This window comes from [Mycobacterium] stephanolepidis (assembly GCF_002356335.1).
Lineage (GTDB): Bacteria > Actinomycetota > Actinomycetes > Mycobacteriales > Mycobacteriaceae > Mycobacterium > Mycobacterium stephanolepidis.
In genome coordinates this window covers 4,625,480-4,648,048 of sequence record NZ_AP018165.1, presented here as the reverse complement: position 1 = coordinate 4,648,048, position 22,569 = coordinate 4,625,480, and the positions used below count along the sequence as shown (strand labels likewise).

General features: G+C 63.1%; 19 protein-coding genes and 1 pseudogene. 13 read left to right on the top strand and 7 right to left on the bottom strand.

The genetic code is table 11. The features are described 5' to 3' along the window. Position 1: 1 nt before the first annotated feature. From MSTE_RS23075 to MSTE_RS23035, 9 genes and pseudogenes are all read left to right on the top strand, one after another. Positions 2–859, top strand: coding sequence for an MlaE family ABC transporter permease (locus MSTE_RS23075; RefSeq protein WP_096504693.1), 858 nt, complete (start codon positions 2–4; stop codon positions 857–859). Beyond that, positions 860–2,428, top strand: coding sequence for an MlaD family protein (locus MSTE_RS23070; RefSeq protein WP_096504691.1), 1,569 nt, complete (start codon positions 860–862; stop codon positions 2,426–2,428). Then, entirely contained in the window at positions 2,425–3,483 is a 1,059-nt protein-coding gene (locus MSTE_RS23065; protein ID WP_096504689.1) for an MlaD family protein, read from the top strand. Before MSTE_RS23070 ends, MSTE_RS23065 begins: the two co-directional genes overlap by 4 nt. Beyond that, positions 3,476–4,522, top strand: a complete 1,047-nt coding sequence (locus MSTE_RS23060) for an MCE family protein (RefSeq protein WP_096504687.1) — start codon at positions 3,476–3,478, stop codon at positions 4,520–4,522. Before MSTE_RS23065 ends, MSTE_RS23060 begins: the two co-directional genes overlap by 8 nt. Further along, entirely contained in the window at positions 4,519–5,646 is a 1,128-nt protein-coding gene (locus MSTE_RS23055; RefSeq protein ID WP_096504685.1) for an MlaD family protein, read from the top strand. The genes MSTE_RS23060 and MSTE_RS23055 overlap by 4 nt, the downstream gene beginning before the upstream one ends. Then, the gene (locus tag MSTE_RS23050) at positions 5,646–6,839 is read left to right on the top strand and encodes an MlaD family protein (RefSeq protein ID WP_096504683.1); all 1,194 of its coding nucleotides are present in this window, start codon (positions 5,646–5,648) and stop codon (positions 6,837–6,839) included. Before MSTE_RS23055 ends, MSTE_RS23050 begins: the two co-directional genes overlap by 1 nt. Next, on the top strand, positions 6,836–8,083 hold the full coding sequence (locus MSTE_RS23045) for an MlaD family protein (protein ID WP_096504681.1): 1,248 nt from the start codon (positions 6,836–6,838) through the stop codon (positions 8,081–8,083). Before MSTE_RS23050 ends, MSTE_RS23045 begins: the two co-directional genes overlap by 4 nt. Positions 8,084–8,109: 26 nt before the next feature. Beyond that, the gene (locus MSTE_RS23040; RefSeq protein WP_096504679.1) at positions 8,110–8,766 is read left to right on the top strand and encodes a TetR/AcrR family transcriptional regulator; all 657 of its coding nucleotides are present in this window, start codon (positions 8,110–8,112) and stop codon (positions 8,764–8,766) included. A gap of 86 nt (positions 8,767–8,852) precedes the next feature. Beyond that, positions 8,853–10,662 (top strand): annotated as a pseudogene (locus MSTE_RS23035) (DUF2339 domain-containing protein). A gap of 5 nt (positions 10,663–10,667) precedes the next feature. On the opposite strand, the gene MSTE_RS23030 reads toward MSTE_RS23035, so the two are convergent. The 4 genes from MSTE_RS23030 to MSTE_RS23015 are packed head-to-tail and all read right to left on the bottom strand — an operon-like array spanning position 10,668 to position 14,159. Continuing rightward, positions 10,668–11,147 carry a YiiD C-terminal domain-containing protein gene (locus tag MSTE_RS23030; RefSeq protein ID WP_096504677.1) on the bottom strand — a complete coding sequence of 160 codons (480 nt, stop codon included), beginning with the start codon at positions 11,145–11,147 and terminating at the stop codon, positions 10,668–10,670. Beyond that, positions 11,144–12,055, bottom strand: a complete 912-nt coding sequence (locus MSTE_RS23025) for an alpha/beta fold hydrolase (protein WP_096504676.1) — start codon at positions 12,053–12,055, stop codon at positions 11,144–11,146. The genes MSTE_RS23030 and MSTE_RS23025 overlap by 4 nt, the downstream gene beginning before the upstream one ends. A 29-nt stretch (positions 12,056–12,084) precedes the next feature. Beyond that, on the bottom strand, positions 12,085–13,212 hold the full coding sequence (locus MSTE_RS23020) for a PDR/VanB family oxidoreductase (protein ID WP_096504675.1): 1,128 nt from the start codon (positions 13,210–13,212) through the stop codon (positions 12,085–12,087). Beyond that, positions 13,209–14,159: a metal-dependent hydrolase gene (locus MSTE_RS23015; protein ID WP_157997737.1), complete on the bottom strand. Its 951-nt coding sequence runs from the start codon at positions 14,157–14,159 to the stop codon at positions 13,209–13,211. Before MSTE_RS23015 ends, MSTE_RS23020 begins: the two co-directional genes overlap by 4 nt. Before the next feature lie 115 nt (positions 14,160–14,274). On the opposite strand from MSTE_RS23015, the gene MSTE_RS23010 reads away from it, so the two are divergent. Continuing rightward, positions 14,275–14,904: a TetR/AcrR family transcriptional regulator gene (locus tag MSTE_RS23010; RefSeq protein WP_157997736.1), complete on the top strand. Its 630-nt coding sequence runs from the start codon at positions 14,275–14,277 to the stop codon at positions 14,902–14,904. Positions 14,905–14,944: 40 nt separating this feature from the next. Here MSTE_RS23010 and MSTE_RS23005 read toward each other — a convergent pair whose 3' ends face one another. Genes MSTE_RS23005 through trmB form a run of 3 tightly spaced genes read right to left on the bottom strand, consistent with a single transcriptional unit; the run spans position 14,945 to position 19,485 of the window. Next, on the bottom strand, positions 14,945–17,953 hold the full coding sequence (locus tag MSTE_RS23005; protein ID WP_096504672.1) for an MMPL family transporter: 3,009 nt from the start codon (positions 17,951–17,953) through the stop codon (positions 14,945–14,947). 36 nt (positions 17,954–17,989) lie between these two features. After that, complete coding sequence (locus MSTE_RS23000) at positions 17,990–18,655, bottom strand: NYN domain-containing protein (protein WP_269458250.1); 666 nt, start codon at positions 18,653–18,655, stop codon at positions 17,990–17,992. Between the two features lie 14 nt (positions 18,656–18,669). Next, entirely contained in the window at positions 18,670–19,485 is an 816-nt protein-coding gene (gene trmB / locus MSTE_RS22995) for a tRNA (guanosine(46)-N7)-methyltransferase TrmB (RefSeq protein ID WP_193442045.1), read from the bottom strand. 129 nt (positions 19,486–19,614) lie between these two features. Between trmB and MSTE_RS22990 the strand changes: the two genes are divergently transcribed. Genes MSTE_RS22990 through MSTE_RS22980 form a run of 3 tightly spaced genes read left to right on the top strand, consistent with a single transcriptional unit; the run spans position 19,615 to position 22,504 of the window. Continuing rightward, a complete protein-coding gene (locus tag MSTE_RS22990; protein WP_096504670.1) occupies positions 19,615–20,679 on the top strand; it encodes a hypothetical protein in 1,065 nt (354 codons plus the stop codon). Then, positions 20,676–22,139: a hypothetical protein gene (locus MSTE_RS22985; protein WP_096506295.1), complete on the top strand. Its 1,464-nt coding sequence runs from the start codon at positions 20,676–20,678 to the stop codon at positions 22,137–22,139. Before MSTE_RS22990 ends, MSTE_RS22985 begins: the two co-directional genes overlap by 4 nt. An 8-nt stretch (positions 22,140–22,147) precedes the next feature. Next, a complete protein-coding gene (locus tag MSTE_RS22980) occupies positions 22,148–22,504 on the top strand; it encodes a DUF6802 family protein (RefSeq protein ID WP_096504669.1) in 357 nt (118 codons plus the stop codon). Positions 22,505–22,569 lie beyond the last annotated feature (65 nt).

Here is a 22,569-nt window from a genome sequence, read left to right as displayed (position 1 = left end):
CATGACGGTATCCAGCTATCTGTCGCCACGGTTTCGCCCGTTTGTCATCGTTTACAACAAGATTCGCTCTCCTATGGCCCGATTCGGCCATATGGTTGCCTTCTTCTTCAGGGCTCTTGCCGGTGTTCCCGTGGTGCTGCGGCAGTATCGAAAGGAGTTCCTGCGGCACCTGTCCGATATCGCCTGGGGCAATGGCTCATTAGTGGTGGGTGGAGGAACGGCCGGGGTGGCATTGGTCCTCGGGATCACGGCCGGCGCACTGGTGGCCATCGAGTCGTACAACTTCCTGGACTTGCTGGGGCTGGGCCCGGCGACGGGCATCATCAGCTCGCTGGCCAGCACGCGAGAGCTGGCGCCGATCATGGCCTCGTTGGCATTCGCGATGCAGGCGGGTTGTCGGTTCACCGCGCAGCTCGGCTCGATGCGGATCGCGGAGGAGATCGACGCGATGGATTCGGTTGCCATTAGACCGATTCCGTTCCTGGTCACCACTCGACTCATGGCATCGATCATCGCCGTCATTCCGCTGTACGTCGCATGCTTGGCCGTCAGCTACCTGTCCTGCCAGGTTATGGTGCAGATTCTCAGCGGGAGCTCGGTGGGCTCGTACCTGCATTACTTCGGCATCGGTGTCAGCGGTATCGACGTCGTGTACTCCGTCATCAAGACCATCGTGTTCGTCTGGCTGGCATCAACTATCCAGTGCTACTACGGCTTCTACGCAAGCGGCGGCCCTGAGGGTGTCGGCATCGCCGCCGGGCACGCCATGCGTGCTGCCATCACCATCGTGATCGTCGTCAACATGCTGCTCACCATGGCGCTCTGGAGTGTGGACGCCGGCGCCAGGCTGGGTGGCTAGATGCCAAACTCCTTCGAAGTGGACGGCCGGGGACCGTCCGAGAGGCAGCTGCTCACCATGGCCGCCGTCACGCTCATCGCAATCGTGGCCCTCACCGCGACCATGCTGCTCAAGTCCGCCGGCCGCCTCGACGATTACCTGCGCGTGGTCGCCGACCTGACGAATGTCGGAGACGGGCTGCCGCAGAAGTCGGACGTGAAGTATCACGGTGTACTGGTCGGCGAGGTAGACGACGTCACCCCGGCCACCGGTAACTTGCCGAACTTCGTACACATCAACCTCAAACCGCAGTACGCCAAGGCAATCCCGGCGACAGCAACCGCCCGTGTGGTGCCGAGCAATGTGTTCGCGGTGTCTTCGGTGCAGCTTGTCGACCGCGGGCCGGGTGCGCCCATCCGTGCCGGAGCCCATATCGCCGAAGACCAAGAGTTGCCGACGGTGCTGTTCCAGACCACCGTGAGCAAGTTGCGTGATGTTCTCAATGCCACCGGCCGTGGTCGCGAGGACAATTCGGTGGGCATCCTCGCGGCGGTAGCCGCCGCTACCGACAGTCGCCGCGTCAAACTGCTCACCGGCGGCGCCCAGCTCAACCGGCTTATTACCCAATTGAACGAGGTCGTGGCGACTGACTCGGGCCCTTCAACGATCTCGGCACTTCTCGATGCCACCGAAGGCCTCAAGCAGACCGCACCCGATCTGTTGGATTCGCTACATCAGGCAGTGCGGCCGATGCAGACGCTCGCCGAAAACCGTGAGCAGCTCACAAGTCTGGTACACGCGGGGCTGACCACGGTGGGCACCACCAAGCAGGCTTTCGATAACCACACCGATCAGTTGATCGGTATCACCACACACATGACGCCCCCGATCGGCGTCTTCGCCACCGATGCCGACAAGTTCGTTCCGATCTTCCGGAACATGAACAAGCTGTCCCGCAACTGGTTTGAGCAGATGTGGGTGGCAGATCGGGACATTCCGCATATGCCGATCGCGGTGACACTGGCTCCGAGCTACACCTACACGCGCGTGGACTGCCCGCGGTACGGCGACCTGAAGGGGCCGAGCTGTTTCACCGCTCCGGAACAGGTGGTGCGACCGGATCTGCCCGAGACGCTACTCCCGCAGAACTACAAGGTGCCGCCGAATCTGCAACCGCCTCGCGGAACAGTCGTGGGCCCCAACGGAAATCTGGTTGCGGTGGGTCCGCCGTATGTGGTGCCGCCGGGCGGCCCGAATCTGGTGGATCCCAACCCGCCGCTGCCGCCGTGGCATCCCTTTCCGGAGCCGCGTGTTCCGGGCACCCACGATCCCGATGATCTGGAGCCGCCTCCGCCGCCCCAGGCGCCACCGATCCCGCCCGCACCGGTAGCTCCCGGTGCCCATGACAGTGGAGGCGTGCCCATCGTCCCCGCATCGTTCGGCGGGAACGTCGGGCCTGTTGGTAGCCAGCATGAACGGGATCAGCTCGGCGTGATCACCGGCGGTCTGCGAACTCCTGCCACACAACTGCTGCTTGGCCCCGTGGCCCGCGGGACCGCGGTGTCGTTCGTGAAGGAAGGATCGCAATGAAATTCCGTGGCCCGCTGATCGGGCTTGCGGTCTTCATGACCGTGGCGCTGACACTCGGCTGGTTGGTGTTCGCTACGCTGCGCCGCGATGTATCGGGAAGCACCACGGCGTATTCGGCGGTGTTCACCGATGTGTACGGACTGCGTGACGGTGATGACGTGCGCATGGCGGGGGTCCGGGTAGGCCGAGTGCAGAAGATCGAGCTGGTCAACAACGACCAGGCCAGGGTCGACTTCGTGGTCCAGAACGACCAGAAGCTGTACGGCAACACGGTTGCCTCGGTGACCTACCAGAACATCGTGGGCCAGCGTTATCTCGGTCTGGCGCTGGGTAAGTCGGGCGACACCAATGTGCTGCCGGGTGGGTCGACCATCCCGGTGGAGCGCACGGACCCGTCCTTTGACGTGACCACGCTGCTCAACGGTTACGAGCCGCTGTTCAGCACGCTGTCGCCCGAGCAGGCCGACAATCTGACCAAGGGCGTCATTCAGTCACTACAGGGTGATAACGCCTCGATCGTCACGCTGGTCAGTCAAACATCAACTTTGACAAAGACTTTTGCAGGTCGTGACCAGGCCTTGGGTAATGCCATCACCAGCCTGAACACCGTCACCGGCAATCTTGCGCAGCAGAACGACAACCTCGACACGATGCTGACTCAGACACGGCAGACGGTGTCGGATCTGGATCGCAAGCGGCCCGAGCTGGTGTCCTCGGTGGGCTCGATGGCGCAGTCCATGAGACGCCTGTCGAAGATCACCGACGAGGTGTACCCCTCGCTCGATGAACTCATCACCCGCCAGCCGGGTTTCGGAAAGCACGTGGTGAGTATCGAACCGCAATACGCGTTCCTCGGGGCCAACCTGCCGCTCACTCTGAAGGGGCTGTCTCGCTTCTACTCAGAGGGAGCGTTCATCAACGTCTACATGTGCGATCTGAACCTCACCGGCTTCTTCCCCGGTCTCAACGACGTGATACCGATCATCGTCAACGCCGCCACGCCTGGAAACGTCGCCCAGCACACCCCACGATGCCGGAACATGGCCAATGGCTGAGCAATCCAGATGGCAGAGGATCAAGAAGCGGCCGGTCGAGACGTACAACAAGACCTGGCTCGGGTTCATCGCTATCGCGGCAATCGCTGCGTTGGTGGGTGGCATGCTGCTGGTCAAGGCCATGGGCCTGGGCTACACCACCTACACTGCGGAATTCGCGCAGGCTGCCTCGTTACGCGCCGGTCAGCCGATCACGGTGGCGGGTATCCCCGTCGGGAACGTCACGGGCATGAAACTGGTCGGTGACCATGTTGAAGCCGGGCTCAGCGTCCGAGACGACATCACGTTGGGCAAGGACACCAAAGCCTCGATCCGCGTCACCACCATCCTGGGATCCCGGTACTTGGATCTACAGCCCAAGGGTGCGGGGGCATTGCCTGGCAAGACAATTGACCTCGCGCATACCGAGGTTCCCTACGATCTGCAGGCCGCGCTTGCCGGCGCGACGAACACCTTCGACCAAGTCGATTTCGACAAGGTGGCTCAGTCACTGAGCATCCTCGGCAAGCAGCTGCAGGGTCTGCCCAACGTGGTGCCAGAGGCCATGCAGAACATCCAGTCGCTGTCCTCGGTGATCGCCGAGCGGCGCGATCAGTTGGGGACTCTGCTCAAGAGCACCGAAAAGGTGACTAACACCCTGCGGCGCCAGCAGTCCGGCATCGGCGTGCTGATCAACCAGGGACAAGATCTACTCGGTGAACTCGTGGCCCGCCGTGCCACCTTCCACGCAATGCTGCAGTCGTTTACGAACCTGGTTGAGCAGCTCAGCAAGGTCTTGATCAAGGACCGCCCGCAGCTCGACGAGATGCTCAAGACGGCGCGCGGGCTTTCCGACATGTTGGGTAAGCACGACGACCTGCTGCGCAGTCTCTACCCGATTGCACCGGTGTTGATACGCGGTATCGCCAACTCGACGGGCACCGGCAACGCCATCGACATCAACCTGTCGAATGGTCTGTTGGTCGATTCGTGGATGTGTGCGATCAGCGGGCGCGCTAAGCAATTCGGAATGATCCCGTACTTCAAGGACTGCAAATGATGACAATGGGTGCCAAGCGGAATCGGCTGATCGCGATGATTGGCACGGTGGTGGTGCTGGCCGCGGTCGTCATCGGCGCAGGCGCGTATTTCGTGAAATCGCAACTGGACCACATCACACTGACCGCGCAGTTCGACAATGCCTCAGGGCTGTATGAGTCGAATGTTGTTGCGGTGCTGGGTATGCCGGTGGGAAAGATTACGAAGATCACGCCGCAGTCCGGTTACGTCGAGGTGCAGTTCACGGTCGACAAAGATGTGAAGGTGCCTGCCGATGTTCAGGCGGTCACGTTGTCCACCTCGATCCTGACCGACCGTCAAGTTGAACTGTCTCCGCCCTATCGCGGTGGGCCGACTCTCAAGGACGGTGACACCATCGGATTGGACCACACCAAGACCCCGGTGGAGTTCGACAGAGTGCTGGGCATGCTGGACCGACTTTCATTGTCCCTCAAGGGGGATGGCAAGGGTCAGGGGCCAGTGGCCGACATCGTCAATTCGGCTGCCGGTGTCGCTGATAACAACGGGGAGAAGATCAAGTCAGGACTCGGCGAGTTATCCAAGGCACTGCGCTTGAGTTCCGAAGGTGGCGTGACCACGCGCGAGCAGTTGACCACCATCATCAAGAATGTCAGCTCGCTGTTCGACGCTGCAGCAGCCAACGATGGCAAGTTGCGTGAATTCGCCTCCACTGTCCACCAACTGAGTCAAATTCTCGATGATGAGGCGCTGGGAACCGGCTCGACCGGACACAAGTTCAACGATCTGGTCAACAAAGCTGGAGACATTGTCGAGGCCAATCGGGACAACCTCAAACAAACCATCCTCAACTCCAATACCGCGCTCAAAGCGGTGGTGGACAACCAGCGTGAGATCTCCGAGTGGATCGACGTCCAACCGTTGGCGTGGGACAACATGTACAACGTTGTGGACCAGGACAACAAGCGGTTGCGTATCCGGTTCATGACCGACCGGCTGCTATTCGAGAGTCAGATGGACAAGGAAATCTGCAACATGATGGGCCTACGTCAATTGGGCTGCGGCACAGGAACGTTGCAGGACTATGGTCCCGATTTCGGGCTGACCTACATGCTGGACGGACTCGCGGCGATGGGGCAGAAGTGATGGCGGCGCGCAAGGTACTGGCGGCGTCGGCGGTCGCGGCTGTCGCAGTGCTGAGTGGTTGTGCCACCAATGGTCTCGGCGATCTTCCGCTGCCCGCGCCGGGTATCGGTAGTGGTGGGTACCGCCTTACGGCGCTGTTCGCCAACGTCCTCAACCTGCCGGACAGTGCGAAGGTGAAACTCGCCGGTGCCGACGTGGGACAGGTCGACGAGATGCACGTGAGTAACTACACGGCAATCACCACGCTGCGCATCCTTGACGGGGTTCGGCTGCCCAAGGGAAGTACCGCCGAACTGCGGTCGGCCACACCACTCGGTGATGTTTTTGTTTCGATCCGTCCCCCTGCAGGGGCACTTTCCGATGGTCCGCTCCTGCAGGACGGTGACACTATCGGTCTGGACTCGACGACTGCAGCGGCGACGGTGGAATCGGTGCTCAGCTCAGCCGCGCTGGCCTCCAACGGGGGCGCCGTGCGCAACCTGACGAACATCGTCAATGGTTTCGGTAAGGCGACCGGCGATCAGGGCCAGGCATTCGGCGATCTGATCAATGACTCCAATCAGCTACTGGGAAAGCTAAATTCACGCTCGGCAGAGATATCCGACGCTCTTACCCAGACCTCGCAGCTGGCTGATCGGATCGACGCCAAGAACCAGGCTATTACCGATATCGTGACAGCGGCGGGGCCGGCCACGGAGACACTGGCCGCCAACACCGCGCAGCTGTCCGAACTCTTGGTGATGACGGGCGACACCACCAAGCAACTGCAGAAGTTCCCGTCGATTGCCGGTACCGACACCAGCGGCCGCAGCGTCATCAAGGACGCCAACACCGTTGCGAAGGCATGGAACGACGTGGCGGTGGATCCCGATACCAGCCTCGCTGCCTTCAACCGGATCATGCCCACCGCGATCAAAGCAACCGCTGGAAACTCGCTGTCCCTCACCGCGGGAATAGACCAGTTGGTTCTCGGCTCGATACCCGATGCGGGTTCTCACGCCGACATAGGTCTGCATGGCCCCAAGCGATACAACTGGGCGCAACTGGTGGGCTCCGTTAAGTACACGCTGTGGCGCTTGCAGGAACGCGTCGTCGGTCAGGGTGCGTACGGGCAGGAGGTTCCGGTGCGCCCCAGTCCCACCGAGCCCGGTGTCATCGAGACCATTCCGCCTGCTCCGGGAGGTGGGCGATGATCAACGCGCTCGCAAATGCTCTGGTCGGCGCTGTGCGTGCAGGCCATCGCCAGAAGGCGGCGTTGTCGGGGATAGCTCTGGTGCTGACCATGGTGGTGGCGGTGGTCTACCTGTTCGTAGGTGCGTTGCGCGTCAACCCGTTTGCCTCGACGTATCGGGTGATGGTCCAGCTGCCGGAGTCAGGCGGGTTGCTGCCGAATCAGGATGTGGCGTTGCGGGGGGTCAAGGTGGGCACGGTGCAGTCGCTCGAGATCACCCCGCAGGGTGTCGACGCGGTCGCCGAGATCCAGTCGAAGTACAAGATCCCGAGCGCGGCGAAAGTCCGCGTGACGGGTTTGTCGGCGGCCGGTGAGCAGTACCTCAACTTCGAGGGCGTATCGGATCAGGGTCCGTTCCTCAAGGACGGCGCCGTGATCTCCGAGGGTGCGCAGGTGCCGGTGACGTTGGCCAAGCTGTTGGCCGATGCCGACGGTCTGCTGGCGCAGGTGGATCCCAAAAAGCTCGAGCTCATCAAGAAGGAACTGAGCCTGAGCAAGGAAGGCCCACGCAAGCTCACCGAGATCATCGACGGTGGCACCTTCTTGCTGAGCACCCTGGATTCGGTGCTGCCCGAGACCACCAGCCTGCTCAAGACCAGCCGGGTGGTGCTCACCTTGGCCGCCGACAAGAACTCGGGCATCAAGGCCACCGCGAACGAACTGGGCCGCACCCTGCGCGGCATCGAGAAGATGCAAAACGGCTACCGCACCCTCGTCGATCAAACCCCGAAGACCCTCGGCGCCGTCGACGGTCTCTTCGCCGACAACTCGGACACCATGGTCGCTCTCCTCGGCAACCTCGCGTCGACAGCGCAGATGCTGTACGTGCGTACCCCAGCCATCAACGCGTTCTTTCCCAATTACCGGGGCTCGGTGTTCGGTGGGATCGCTGACACCATGCGTGACGGTGGCGTGTGGGCCACGGCAGATCTGTACCCGAGGTATGCCTGTGACTACGGCACTCCCCGGGTACCGCCCTCATCAGCCGATTTCCCGGAACCGCCTATCTACACGTACTGCGCCAACGATGATCCGGCGGTTTTGATCCGCGGCGCCAAGAACGCTCCGCGCCCCGCGGGCGACGACACCGCGGGCCCGCCGGCCGGTGCCGATCTGGGGAAGACGACGGATCCCACGCCCAAGGGAAGATTCACCATCCCGACACCTCAGGGCGGGCCGACACTACCGATCGCGCCCCCGCGCTGATCCAGGACATGCGGTTGGAGTGATACATGGATGACGAAAACAACGCAACCGCACCGAGAAAGCGCCTGCCCCGGGGGCAGGGCTGGCTGCTGAGACAGCAGATCATCGATACGGCAATGGATCTCATCCGTAGATCTGGTGAGGCCCGGGCTCCGTCGGCCCGTGAACTGACGCGCGCGCTGGGTATCACGGCGCCGTCTTTCTACCGGCATTTTTCGAGCACCGACGAGTTGGCGGACGCGCTGTGTTCAAGGTATTTCGAGCAACTCGGTGAGGCATTGCAGCGCGCAACATCCAATATCTCTACGGCAGTCGAACGCCTACACACACTCGGTCTGGCCTATGTGCGCTTCGCCGCACAGAATCCGTTGATGTACCGGTTCGCGACCACCAGACCACCACGGCGTGGCGGCGGATCTGACGAAATACTCAACAGCTCAGCGTTTCTACATCTGCGGGGCGTCGTTCAAGAACTTGTCGACGAGGAACTCTTCCCGCCGGGCAACACCCTGGAACCGGCCCTGCAACTGTGGGCGACCACGCATGGGGTTGCCTCGCTACTCGTAACGAGGCCGCAACTGCCGTGGGGCGAACAGGAGTCCTTCGCCTCCAGGACCCTGCACACCGCATACCTGGGTCACGTCGCGGCGGAAGCGTCGGAGCGTATGGGCGGCGATGAGTAGCGCTACCTAATGGCGTGAGAAACCCCTACCCATGGGGGTAGGTCTACGTGTTCACTACAGAACCGGTAGCCGCGACGCTCAGAGGTATGACAGATCCACAGCTGCAGCAGATGACCGCGACGCTCGATGAGTTGGACGGGCGTGAGCGAGCACTGCGTGCAGAGCTCGATGCGTTACGGGGCCGGATGGTCGAATGGACCCAGGCGGAATACCTTAAGGTGCAGCGGTATTGGGATGACTACCGGCGCACTCAGGGGGCGCCACCGCTGGCTGCGCCGGTACCCGTGATACACGCTCCGGTGGCGGCTCCTGTACCGCCCGTTCAGGCTCCGGTCTCCACCAAACCCATGCGGCGGGAGCCGTTTTGGGCACGTGAAGGATTCGCCAGCAAGGCAATGGCCCTGGCGGGCGCGGTGGTGACACTCGCGGGCGTGGTGATGCTCCTGGTTCTCGCCGCCAAGAGCGGGTACTTCGGCCCGATACCGCGCATGGCCTCCGGCGCCGTCCTCGCCGCAGGTCTGGTTGTCCTAGGTATCCGGGTGCAATCCAGACCCGGTGGACGTATTGGTGGTATAGCCACCGCAGCAACAGGATTCGCGGCGGGATTCTTCGATGTGCTGGCGCTCACGGTGATCTATCACCGGATTCCGGTGATGGCGGGTCTGGCGCTTGGGCTGGCCATCGCCGGCGCGGGTCTGGTGCTCGCGCGGCAGTGGAACTCTCAGCCCTTTGCGGCGGGCGTGGTCGGCGCGATCACGGTACTGGCGCCCTTTCTCACCAACGGCTTTACCGTAGAACTCGCGGCCTTTGCGTTGGTGCTACTGATCGCCAGTCTACCCGCCCAGATTGGGCGGAATTTGCCTGTGCTGCATGCCTTCCGGACCGTTGGCGTCAGCTCGACGCTGCTGGCCGCCATCGGGGCCGCGGCAGGCGAGGGGCATCCTCATGCCTTGATCATCATGGCGGTGCTGGCGCTGTTGGTCACACTGGTGGGGTCGTTGTGGCTGCTCACCGGAGATGAGGGTGATCTCACCTCGTCGGTGATGATCGCGGTCGCTTGTGCACCCGGCCTCTACAGCGCCCTGTTTCTCCCGGTGTGGCCGTTGGGCGTGCTGATACCGGTCGGGGTCGCCACGGTGATGGGTGCGGTGCTGCCGCTGGTGGGTGGCCTTCCGATACATGCGCGCATCACCATGGCTGCGGTGGCGGGACTGGCGCTGCTGCAGGCCTCGGTGCAGGGCACCCGGGACGCCCTACTCGTGGTGGTGTTGCTGACGCTTGCGCTGTCCCTATCTGCCATTGGATATCAACTGAGGGAACGTATTTCGTTGGTACTCGGCCAGGCGTTCGGTGTGCTGGGCGGTATGGCCTACATCGCGTACGTGCCCCCTGAGCTGCTGACCAACTCGGCTAGCGCCGTGCGCGGTGCGGGTCCGCTGTTGATCGTGGCGAGCGTGCTGAGTGCCGCCACGGTCGGCATGGTGGTGGCGGCGATGCATCGGGTCGGCTGGGTGAGTCCGCAGTCCGCTCCTGTGCGTGGCGTGCTCGCCGGGGTATCGATGCTGTACTCGGGGACCGCGGCGATTGTGCTCTCCGGTACCGCGCTGCTTGGGCAACAACGACGGATTCCTGCTGGGCCACGGACTGGCCACCGTGTCCTGGATGGCCATCTCCGTGGCGCTGCTACTGGCTGGCCTGCGGCGCTACCGTGATCAGAGCTGGTTCACCAGAACGGGATTCGTGCTCGCCGCGATGGCCGTTGCCAAGCTGTTCCTATTCGACCTGGCCACTCTCGACGGCATCGCCCGTATCGGGGCGTTCATCGTCACTGGGCTGCTCCTGCTCGGTGGCGGCACGCTGTACGCGCGTGAATACGCAACGCGCGATGAGGGGTGACCCTGTTATGTGCCGTGGCGGCGAAGTTGGTATTTACCGTAGCTATTCGCCACGACAACTCCCGCAGAGTCTAGTAGCTCGCATTCGATATCGAAGTCGGCCTTGCCGGTTTCGTCTGCGATGGCCATGACTTCGGCCGCCTTCTGTGCGTCAATCCGGGCTTCTACGCGCACGTCGCTCACGGCCGGGTTGCGGTACGCGATACTGAACCCCTTGACAATCGGGTAGTACTGCGTCATATCGAATGTGCCGATCGCGAGTGCGCCGCCTACCGATTCGGCGAGCGTGAAGAGCGCGCCTGCGTACAGAGTCCCGATGTGGTTGGTGTTTCCCTCCAAAGGGATCATCGATGTAGCACGCCCCGGGACAACGTCCAGAGCAGTAACCCCCATACGGTGGATGAGCGGAACAGACAGGGCAACAATATTATTGACGAATTCAGTGAGATTGCTCGGGTTGGGCGCGGTCGAGGTATCGGCGATCATGCGGAGGCGCCGTCGGTGCAGTCTGTATGGCGAGTTGTGTTTTTGCCCCACGAATCAGGAGGTACGACGTCGAATCGCCGGAAGTGATCGAGTACCAGCTCGGCTAGCTCTTCAGCTGCCTCATCGGGGATCCAGTGGCTGACTCCTCTGAGAATATGCAGATTCCATGGCGCATTCACGTGTCGTTGGGACAGGTCGTGCCCCCTTCTTTCTACTGCGGTATCCCCGTCACTCCAGACTTGCAGGGTGGGCACCGTGATCTTGTGCAGCGGAAGGGATGACAATGCGAACGGGAGCGCGCGGTACCAGTGCACGGAGGTGGTGGTGGCGCCGATCCTGTGTAGGTCGCGCAGATCCCGGGCTGCGTTTTCTGGGGTCTGTCCTGTGCCCAGGAGTCTGCGATAGAAGAAGCCGTGCTCTTTACGCATCAGCAGCTCCGGGATCCAGGGAAGTTGGAGGAGCAGCATGTACCAGGACTTGAACATCTGTGCGCTCGTCAGTGCAGCAGCAGCGAAGGCCAGCGGGTGTGGCACCGATACGGCGGTCAGGGTTCGTAGTAGGTCGGGACGCCGATCCGCCACGCCCCACGCGACTCCCGCGCCCCAATCATGGCCCACCAGGTGCACGGGTCCTGTGTGTGCCTCTTCGATGAGGGCAATGGCGTCAGCAACCAACTCTGAGAACCGATAGTCACGGCGGCGCGAGGGCGTGGCCCTTGGTGAGTAGCCACGTTGGTCCGGAGCCCAGGTTCGAAAACCTTGGTCGTTGAGCAACCTGGCGACGGCTTCCCAAGATACGGAAGTCTGCGGGAACCCGTGCAGTAGCACGACCGGGATTCCGTCCTCGGGGCCGGAATCTCGGACCTCGAAGATGAGTCCCTGGCGCTCAAAGGTCATAATTCGGCGCATATCTTCCTTCTTCCCAGATGCTTTCGGGCTCAGAGGTCCAGGACCAGCCGCTGTCCTTCGGCGCGGGAAACACAGATCAACATCTGGCCGTTTTGGTGCTGTAGGTCGGTCAGCAACTGATCTCGGTGCCTGACGTTGCCACTGAGAACTCTTTGCACGCATGTCCCGCAGAAGCCCTGTTGGCAGGAATAGGCAAGGTTTGGTCGCAGACGCCGGATTGCTTCCAGCGCACTCTCGTCGGCCTCCACCGTGACAGTCTCACCACTACGGGCGAGCTCGATGTCGAAGGCGATGCCATCGACCACCATTGGGGCAGAGAACCGTTCGTGGTGAAGCTCGGTTTTCGAGCCGACTGCCAGACCGGCACGGGTAGTGGCAATCATGGCGGCGGGGCCGCAGGCATATATGGCGGTGCGCTCGTCAACTCGCTCCAGAAGGACTGCCGCATTAGGCAATCCGTGTTGATCGTCGGTGCGTACGGTCACCCGTTCGCCGTATGCTGTCAGCTCGTGCAGGAACGGCAGGCTGGCACGGTGTCGACCGGTGTAGAGCATGCTCCAGTCCAACTCGAGATGATCGGCAAGGCGGAGCATAGGCAGGATAGGAGTGATCCCGATGCCGCCCGCGATAAACCGAAGGCGAGTGCTGGATGAGCCTGCTCCCGGAATGGCCATGTAGAAGGCGTTACGCGGTGAGCTGATCTGGATTCGGGCGCCGATGGTGAGGTCGTGCATCTCGATCGATCCGCCGCCGCCACCTGGGATGCGCCGCACCGCGATCCGGTATTCGGCCACGTTTCCGGGATCGCCGCATAGCGAATACTGCCGTCTCCGTCCCGACGGTAGGAACACATCAATGTGGGCTCCCGGATGCCAGGCCGGCAGCGCGCCTCCGTCTGGGGCGCAGAGTGTCATTTGGACGACGTGTTCGTCCTCGGCGACGATCTTTTTGTCCAGTATCACCGCAGAGTGTCGGTCGGACCTGCCAGGCAATTGCCTGGGTCGACGGTTGAGACGCCGTTGGATGTTGTGTGAGTGATCGAGTATCCAGCTGCTGGTGCCCACAAGACTCCCGAGTACCCGCAAGAACGGGTCATGGCGGAAGCGTCCGCCGATGCTGGGGGGCGGCTTGACGTCCACTCCGTCCGTGATCGTCATGCGGCGAAGGCGCCTGCCGCGGGAGACTGAGCCAGATAGGCCACGGCCTGTGCGGTGTTGCCTACATGCGCAGGTGAATAGCTCTTGCTGAGTAGATGTGGGAGCTGACGCAGCATCGTGCCGAAGGGAGGCAGAGTACCGCGCCGCCCGGCCGCGCGCCATTCACGTATTAGCCTGACGTAACCCATCTTCGGCAACGTGGGGTCATGTTTCACCAGTGCTCTCATCGCAAACAGCAGGATCGGTTCGTAGATGATCGCCACGAGGATGGCCACGGCGTTCTTCTGGTACCGCTTGACACCGAAGTACTCCGCGACGTCGTAGGCGACAAATCGGTGCTCGATCTCCTCGGCGCCATGCCATCGGTACAGGTCTGCGATGACTGGGTCGACGTCCTGCCTGTCCCATGCCGAACAGTTCAGCACGAAGTCCCCGTAATAGGCGGTCAGGTGCTCGACTATGGCGATCACGCATATCTGTGGCTTGAGCACCCACAACAAGGTATTGCCCGTTAGTTTGTCGAAGAGCGGGTAGATCTTCTTCTCGGCCCATTCCGTCAGTGCCACAAAACTTTTAGCGTATTCGATACCGTGCTGATCAAACCAGTAGTGCAACACGTGATCATGAGTCTGGGCGTGCGTGGCCTCCTGTCCGATGAATCCCAACATGTCTTCGCGCACCTTCTCGTCATTGACGAAGGGCAGGGCTCGTTCATATACGGCACAGAACCACCGTTCACCCACGGGGAGAAGGAAATTGAAGATCGAGGTGCCGTGCGAGGCGATCGGGTCGCCGGGGATCCAGTGCAGGGGAGAGTTGGATATGTCGAACTCGATTTTGCGTGCTCGGACGGCCACTCGATCGTCGTTGTGACGGTTTGACGTGTGTCCCGGAGGCGATGACGGCGTCGAAACCTGGGTGCCGTACTTCAAAGATGCGCTGCTCACGGCGTCACTCCTACTGTCGTAACGGTTTTCAATCTGGTGGCACTCTGCCATCAGATTGGAACTAAGTTTGCGCGCGCGCACGTGGGTTGTCAATACCCCAGCTAAAATCGGAGGCGTGGTGGCAAAGGCGGACCGGTCATATGCTGGGGAAACAGCAGACGCCCGCCGAGAGCGTCGTCGGCTACAGCTTTTGGAGGCGGCATTTGACCTTCTCGCCGAGAGCGGTCGCGATCAGATGTCCAAACGACGCGTCATCGCTGCGGCGAATCTGAATGACAGGTACTTCAACGAGAACTTTGCATCGATCGACCAGCTCATGGAGGCTGTGTATGCATGGCAATTGGGCGAACTAGCCGCACATTTCGCGATGGTATCGGCCTCTGTGCGCGGTGGTATGCGGGAACGTATTCAGGCGAACGTCCAGGCCACGATGAGCTTCCTCGTGGATGACCCACGCCGGGCAGCGTTGCTTAGCGTCGGTCACGGTGGAGACGAATCACTGATGGAGCTTCGGCAGCAAGCGGCATTTCTGGTGGCGTCGGCGATGGTCAGTGAGGCGATCAAGGGGGAGGTGCCGCTGCCGCATGGGCGTCGGCATCTGGAGCTCTCGACACTCCTGATCGCTAATGGTGCCATCGACCTCGTCACCCTATGGGTCGGTGGACGGTTGGGTTCCATCACCGCCGACGAGCTACAAGGAACCTTGGTAAACCTCATCGTCGATGCTGGAGGCGTCACCAGCTAGCCAGGCAGCCGAAACACTTTGAGGCGCACGAACTGTCGCGCTAGATGCGGCGCCCCTCGCGCCGTAGCAGATCCTGTGCGCTGACACTGCCGCCGCGGCTGCGACGGGTGGCCTCGTCCGCTTCTTGTTGCTGTTGCGGCGTCTGCTTCTGCTCGCGATTCTGCCCGGATGCCGGGAGTGCCTCGGTGGCATCGGCGGCAGGAGGAGCGGGCTGGGCGGACTGCGAAGGACGCGGAGCCCGAGGCGGTCCCTGCCGTGTGGCATCGGGTGTAGCGATGGGCATCGCGGTCGTGGCGTCCTCGGCGGGTGTGCCGTTGGCACGGCTCGGCGGTGTCGACTGCGGCGGCTTAGATACCGGGATCGCGGTGGTTGCTTCGCCGGATTCGGCGACGGCGCCGGAGCCGGGTTGCTTGGGGCCGCGCAGCTCGCCGAGCCAGGACTCGATCTCGCGATCGGCATTGCGGCGGTCTGGGCGGTGCGTTCCGGCAACGCTGCTGCGGGTGGTCGGAGCGTCCGGGCCCGTCGGATTGCCGCCGGGTACGCGCGTGGTGGGCGCGTCGGTAGGCGCGACGTTCTTGCCGGGCACCGACATCCGCGTTGTCGCAGGGGCATCCCCACTGTCGTCGCCCGCGAGGTTGACCGGAGTGGTCGGGGGAGCGGGAGGCGGCGGAGTGGGCCGTGCCGGTGCGGACGGATCATGTTGGCGCGGTGTGGGTGTCGAGGGCAACCGGGTGCGCTCGGAGGCGATCTGCAGCTTGGTGGTGCGTGCGTTGGACCCGACCGGAGAACTGGCCGCCGCGATGGCCTGCTCGCGTCCGGTGGGGCGCTTGCGCTCATCAGCAAGGGTGACCTCGCCGAGGCCGAGCTTCACCTGGATGCGCTTCATCCAGGCCGGTGCCCACCAGCAGTCGTCGCCGAGCAGCTTCATGACTGCCGGGATGAGCAGCATGCGGACCACGGTGGCGTCCAAGATCAAGGCGGCGATGAGACCGAAGGCCAGATACTTCATCATCACCAGATCGGAGAAGGCGAAGCCGCCGGCCACCACGATCAGGATCAACGCGGCCGCGGTGATGATCCGCCCGGTGTTGGCGGTACCCACGCGCACGGCCTCGGTGGTCGACAGTCCCTGGTGCCGCGCCTCGATCATGCGGGACATCAGGAACACTTCGTAGTCGCTGGACAGGCCGTAGATGACGACGATGATCAGCACGATGACCGGCGCGGTAAGCGGTGTCGGAGTGAAATTGAGCCACTTGGAGAAGTGTCCGTCGACGAATATCCAGGTGAGGATGCCCATCGTCGACCCCAGGCCCAGGGCACTCATGACCGCTGCCTTGATGGGCAAGACCAATGAGCCGAACGCCAGGAACATCAGGATTGTGGTGACGCTGATCAGGATCACGATCACCAGCGGGAGCTTGTCGAACACGGTGTCGATCGAGTCCTGCTCGAGTGCGGGAGTACCACCGACGTACATCGTGACGCCCTTGGGAACGGACATCGCTCGGAGCTCTTTGACCTTTGCTCCGGCGGTATCACGGTTGATCAGGGCGTTCTGGATGACCTTGACGCTGGCGTCGCCGTCGGTCTTGACGGACTGGCGGCGCTGCCACATCTGGCTCTTGTCACCGCCGGGTTCGACGAACCCGGGAACCTTCATGGCGTCCGCCCGGATCTGGTTGAGCTGCGAGTCCGTGGCGCCCTTGGTCACGATGGTGATGGTCTCGGTGCGGAACCCGGGGAACAGCTTGTCGAAGTCCTCTTGTGCCACGCGAACCGAATTCGTTGGCGGTAAGTACTTTTCACTGAATCCACCGAGCTTGAGGTTGCCCAGCGGGATGATCAGCAGCAGCATCACGATGACGATCGGTACGGCGAATACCAGCGGGCGCTGCATCACGAAGACGACGGTGCGTCCCCAGAAGCCGTTCTCCAGCTCCTCGCGCGACTTGGTCCGGCTGAACCGCTTGATGCTCAACGCATCGACATGGCGCCCGAGAACACCCAGGCATGCGGGCAACACGGTGACCGCCAGAATCGCGGCGAGCAGCACCGAGGCGATACCGGCATACGTCAGCGACCTCAGGAACTGCTGCGGCACGATCAGCATCGGCATCAGGGCGGCCGCGATCAATGTGGCCGAGAACATGACGGTGCGACCGGAGGTGATGACGGTGCGCCGGACCGCGGTTTCGGTGTCGTAGCCCTCGGCGATTTCCTCGCGGAAGCGGCTGACGATGAACAGCGAGTAGTCGATGGCGATACCGAGGCCGATGAGCGTGACCACCGGCTGAGCGAAGAAGTGCACCGGGGCGAACAGCGTGATCAGCCGCATGATGCCGAGTGCGCCCGCGATGGTCAGACCGCCGACCATCAGCGGCAGGCCCGCGGCGATCACGCCACCGAAGACGAAGAACAGCACGACCGCCATGATCGGGAGCGACAGCACCTCCATGCGCTGCTGGTCGGTACCGATGGTTCCGGTCAGCTCGCTGGCCACGGGCTGCAGGCCGGCCAGCTGGATGTCCACTCCGTCGAGCAGGAACTTGTTCTTGGCGGGATCGTGGTCCTTGTCCGGATCGGACAGGGCTTTGTAGTTGTTGAGGATGGTGTCGTCGTCGTCGCCCTTGAGGCTGACCGAGACGAAGGTGTGTTTACGGTCGTCGGTGACCATCCGTTTGACGGTGGGGTCCGTGGTGGTGGGGGCGCGTAACCAGCCGGCCCAGCCGTAGACCTCGTTGGGGTTGTCCTTCTGAAGCTGGTCGAAGTGGTCGATGACCTTCTTCTGGAAAGCGGGATCGTCGACCGTCTTACCCTCGGGGGCTGCGATGACGGCGACGACGTGGGTGGTTCGGTCGCGTCCGAGCGCGTCGTCGGCCATCACGGAGGCCTTCACCGACTCGCTGTTGTCCGCGAAGAAGCCACTCTGCGTCACGTGGTCGCCGAGCGTTATCCCGAAAAGCCCGGAACCCAGGCATATCGTGACGAACGCGGCAACGACGATGAACCGATACCGGTACACCATTCGGCCCCACCAGGCGAACACAGAATCTCCTAACTAGCGTCTCTCACGCGCCGGTTTTCATGTCCTGGACGTCAGCAACGCCGACAAGGGTCGGAATGGCTGCAACCAGGCGCCTTCGTCGGGGAGCGAATCTAGACCCACCCGCGGTAAGGCTCGGGGGAAAACTCCGGGTATGTCCTCGAGATCGACGAACTCCAGAGTATCCGAGGTTAGCGCCCAACTCGCATGTTCGCGAAATCCCAGCACACTGACGGGCACCCCGTCACCGGCGATTTTCTCCATCGGTTCCCGGAAAGCCTGACCATCCGCCGAGGCCACAAGTACCCCGGCCAGGCCTTCATCGGACCGCAGCTCGATATGAGCAAGCATGTCGACGTCGACGTCGCTGTCTTCGTCGATCTTGGGTTTGGCAAATACCGCAAACCCAACATTGCGCAGCGCCTCGACCCATGGGCGCACTACGTCGGCACTTCCCGGCGCGATATTGGTAAACACTGTGGCCTCGGGTTCGACGAGGCAATCGGGATGATCCGCCGAGTAAGCGGCCGTGCGTTCGAGCAGCCAACGGCCCAGAGCGTCGAATCGGGGCCGGTTCTCCGCAGAGGGGCGCCCGCCGATGATGGCGCCCAGGCCCATGTCGAGGTTGGGTGCGTCCCACACCAGCAGTACTCGCAGCACCTGGCGTCGGTGGGCCGTTTCGTCCACTGTGTTGGGGCGCTCCAAGTCCTCGGCGAGGCTCACAATCGCTCCCAGACGAAGTCGTTGATCGCACTGCCGACCGTGTGCGCTTTCCCCTCGAACTTAGTGGTGGGCCGGTTCACGGAGACGGGAATGCGGGAATCGTCGAGCTCAAGGCGCCGCAGCGTGGATTCGTTATCGCCCACCTCGGCGATGTGCTGGGCGTAATTCGCGTGGTCGGTGGCCACATGCAGGGTGCCGCCCGGCCGGAGGCGGTCCGAGAGTAGTGCCACGGTGCCTGGTTGGAGCAGTCGCCGCTTGTGGTGGCGGGCCTTGGGCCAGGGGTCTGGGAAGAACACCCGCGCCGCGGTCAGCGATCCCGAGGGCAGCAGGTACTCCAGCACGTCCAGGGCATCGCCGCGGATCAGCCGGATGTTCTCGATGCCCTCACGATCGATCGCCGACAGCAACTGTGCCAGGCCCTTGCGGTATACCTCCACCGCAAGCACGTCGAACTGCGGTTCTTCTAGTGCCATCGCGGCGGTGGATGTTCCTGTGCCGCAGCCGATTTCAAGAATCAGGGGTGCGGTGCGGCCAAACCAGGCCGCAGGTTCCAGCGGTGGGCAGGTGCCGTCGGCTTCCCGGGCGACGCGGCCGAAGGTTGGCCAGGATTTGTCCCAGGCCTTCTGCTGTCCGTCGGACAGCGATGATCCGCGTGAACGGAAGCTGGACACGCGACGGGGGTGATGGTCGCGGCCATCCGTACCGGCAGTGGAATCGACACCGCCGGTCCCAGGGAGCTCGTCGGTGGCTGTTTCAGATGCCACACAGCCCCGCTCCTGGCCGTCACAACGCATCTTCCCATGGTCACTCATGGGCGGCAGATCCCATAATCCCAGCGCATATTGATACTCAACAGTTGCCTACCAGGGTGGAACCCTCCATCGGATCAGGTGACAATGTGAGCATTTCCGTACGAGCGATGAGATTGGGTCTGCAAAGCAATGACGCGGGGGTTTGAGATCTTCCGGGGAGCGCTCGACCGGTTCGTCACGCGTCCTGAGGTCCGCCAGGTGCACGGAGGCCAGCGGATTCACGATCTCGCGGTGCGGTCGGGAGACCCCCTTCGGGTGACCGTCCGGGGCCGGGCCGGTGTGGGCGTCACCAGCGTGATCGGCGCGTTGGGACGCACCCTGCCGGCAGCGGACGGGCCCGGGCATGCGCTCATCGAAGTGCCGATCCCGTCGGAACCGATCACCGCGGACGTCGATGTGGTGGTGTTCGCAGAGGCGCTCAAGCCCGAGGACCGCGCCGTACTGGAGGCGTCCAACGCACCCAAAGTGCTGATTCTCAACAAGGCAGATCTGACCGATCCCGGCGCCGCTCGCGGCCCCTGGACCGCTGCGGTGGAGCGCTGCGCCCAGTACCGCGTCGAGACGCGGGTGCCGACACTGCCCTTATCGGCGCACGTTCCGTTGGCGGATATCGACGAGGGCATGGTCGAGGCCCTCAAACTGATGGTCGGTGACCCCGCGGACACCAGTTCCGTCGATGCCTTCGTCACCGGCCCACACCAGGTGCCGGTGCCGATGAGGCAGCGGTTGCTCCATGAGCTGGACCTGTACCCGATGGGGTGTGCGATCGGGGCGCTTCGGCAGGTTCCCACCCTGGCGGCCCCGGGACTCGCCGCACTACTGCGCGACCTGTCGGGCGTCGATGCGGTGGTGAACGCGATTCGCGCGGCCATTGCCCAGGGCTGGTACCGCCGCATGCGCTCGGTGCTCGCCGAACTCCGCAGGATCGGCGTGACGGGTGTGCTTCCGGTGCAGATCGACGCCTTTTTGACCAGTGACGACGTGGTGGTCGCCGCGATGCAATGCGCGGTGGACGCCGCCACGGCGGCGGGCCTGACGGTGGAGCTGAGCGATCATCCAGAAGATCACCGCTACCGCGCCGAACACTGGCAGCGGTTCGCCGCGGGACCGGTGAACGCCACATACGCCGCGATGGGTACGGACATTGTGCGGGGATCGCTGCGCTTGTGGCGGCTGGCCGGGGGCCGGGCGTGACAACTCCTACGGACAAGCTGGTCGACGAATTGGTGCTGGCGGTGGATCCCACGCTGGGTCCGCTCGGCGTGCAGGTGCACGACGCCGTGATGGTGACCGGCAGCTGGCTGGCAGGCGCGAGCACCCTGGCCACCGAGCTGTCCTCACGCATATCGGGAGTGCGCATCGTCGAGCCCGAGGAGCTGCAACACGGGCAGGCGCCCTCGGCGGTGGTTTTCGTATGCAGCGGGACCGCGCCGCTGACCCCGTCGGACTGCGGTTTGATTCAGCTGGCCGCTGCCAACACCGATGCCCTGGTCGCGGTGGTGTCCAAGATCGATGTGCACCAGTCCTGGCGCGAGGTCATGAACCGGAATCGGGAGATCCTGGCCGAGCACGACTCCCGGTTCAGCGGTGTCACCTGGCTGGGGGTCTCGACGCGTGGCACGGCGGCGGGACTCGACGACTTGGTGCGGGCGGTGCGCAAGGTTCGTGGGGAACCTGCCCTGGCTGAGCGAAACCGGTTGCGTGCCTGGGCGACTCGTCTGCAGGGGATGCTGAACGTACCGCCGGAAGCGGGTGAGGGTGCACGCGCGGACGAGCTGCGCAATCAGCGGCAGGCGGCGGTACGGCGGACGCGTTCGGGCAAGTCCGAACGGACCTTGGCGTTGCGCAACCGCATCGCGCAGGCGCGCATGACGCTGCTGTACTTCGCGCGCAAGCGAGTGGGCTCGGTGGCAGGCGAGCTGCGCGAGGACATCGCAGAACTGAAGCGCCGTGATGTGCCCGGCTTCGGTGATCGGGTGCGACGCCGGGCGGCCGAGGTGGTGGCCGAAGTAGAGCAGGGTACCGAGGAGCATCTGGCCGAGATCTCGGCCGAGGTGACCCAACGCTGGGTGGCGCCGCGCCCCAGCACGAATCGTCCGGTGTCGCCGGAAGCGGCCGATCCGTCGGTGCGATCACGTCGGCTGGAGACCCGGATGATGGCGCTGTTCGGGGTGTTCTTCGGTCTGGGTGCGGCATTGACGGTGTCCCGGTTGGTGGCATACGCCCGTCCCGGCCTGGCTCCGGCTGGATTGGCGGTGGGTCTCATCGCCGGCGCCTGTATCGCTGTGTGGTTGGTCGCGGTGCGGGGGCTCTTGCACGACCGGACGGTGCTGGACCGGTGGTTGGGAGACACCACGGGAGAGCTGCGCGCGTACTTGGAGCAGTGGGTCGCAGCGCGGGTGCTGGAGGTAGAGACCAGGCTCAACGCAGATCTGGTCGAGATCGACGAACGCGAGAACGACAAGCTGGCCGCCCGGGTCGGGCAAATCGACTCCGAGCTGCGCGAGGCCGCCATGAACACCGCACGCGCAACGGCGCTGCGCAAGCGCGACCTGCCCTCCGTACATAAAGCGTTAACGAAGGTCACCGAACGGCTGGACGCGATCGCGGGGACGGCCGAGAATGGATCGATAGGCCGCGTGCGCGAGGGTTAGGCAGAGACATGATCGATGGTTTTGACCAGGGTTTCCATGTGGGCCTTGGGGGGCCAGGTGAAGGAGTGCACGAGCCCGGCCATGCCCTCAGTCCCGACCTGCACGTCGATCACCACCTGTACCTGCCCACTGACGGTGGTCTGGTGGACCTCGGAACAGACCTCATCGACACCGACCATGACGGTATCGATGACACCGTCACTCTGCATGAACCCGACGGGTTATCGGTGGTGTCCGACGTCGACGAGGACGGTATCGCCGACAAAGTGACCACGTTCGGGGCGGACGGCACGTATGAGACCTGGGCCCGCGGTGCGGGTGCGCACTGGGAGCTCATCGAGCACGGTCGCGTTGGCGGTAAGTAAATGGGCTGGGGTTGTACCGCGGGGAGTACTGGCCGAAGCTCGCTTGTTATTGATGGATACGTACC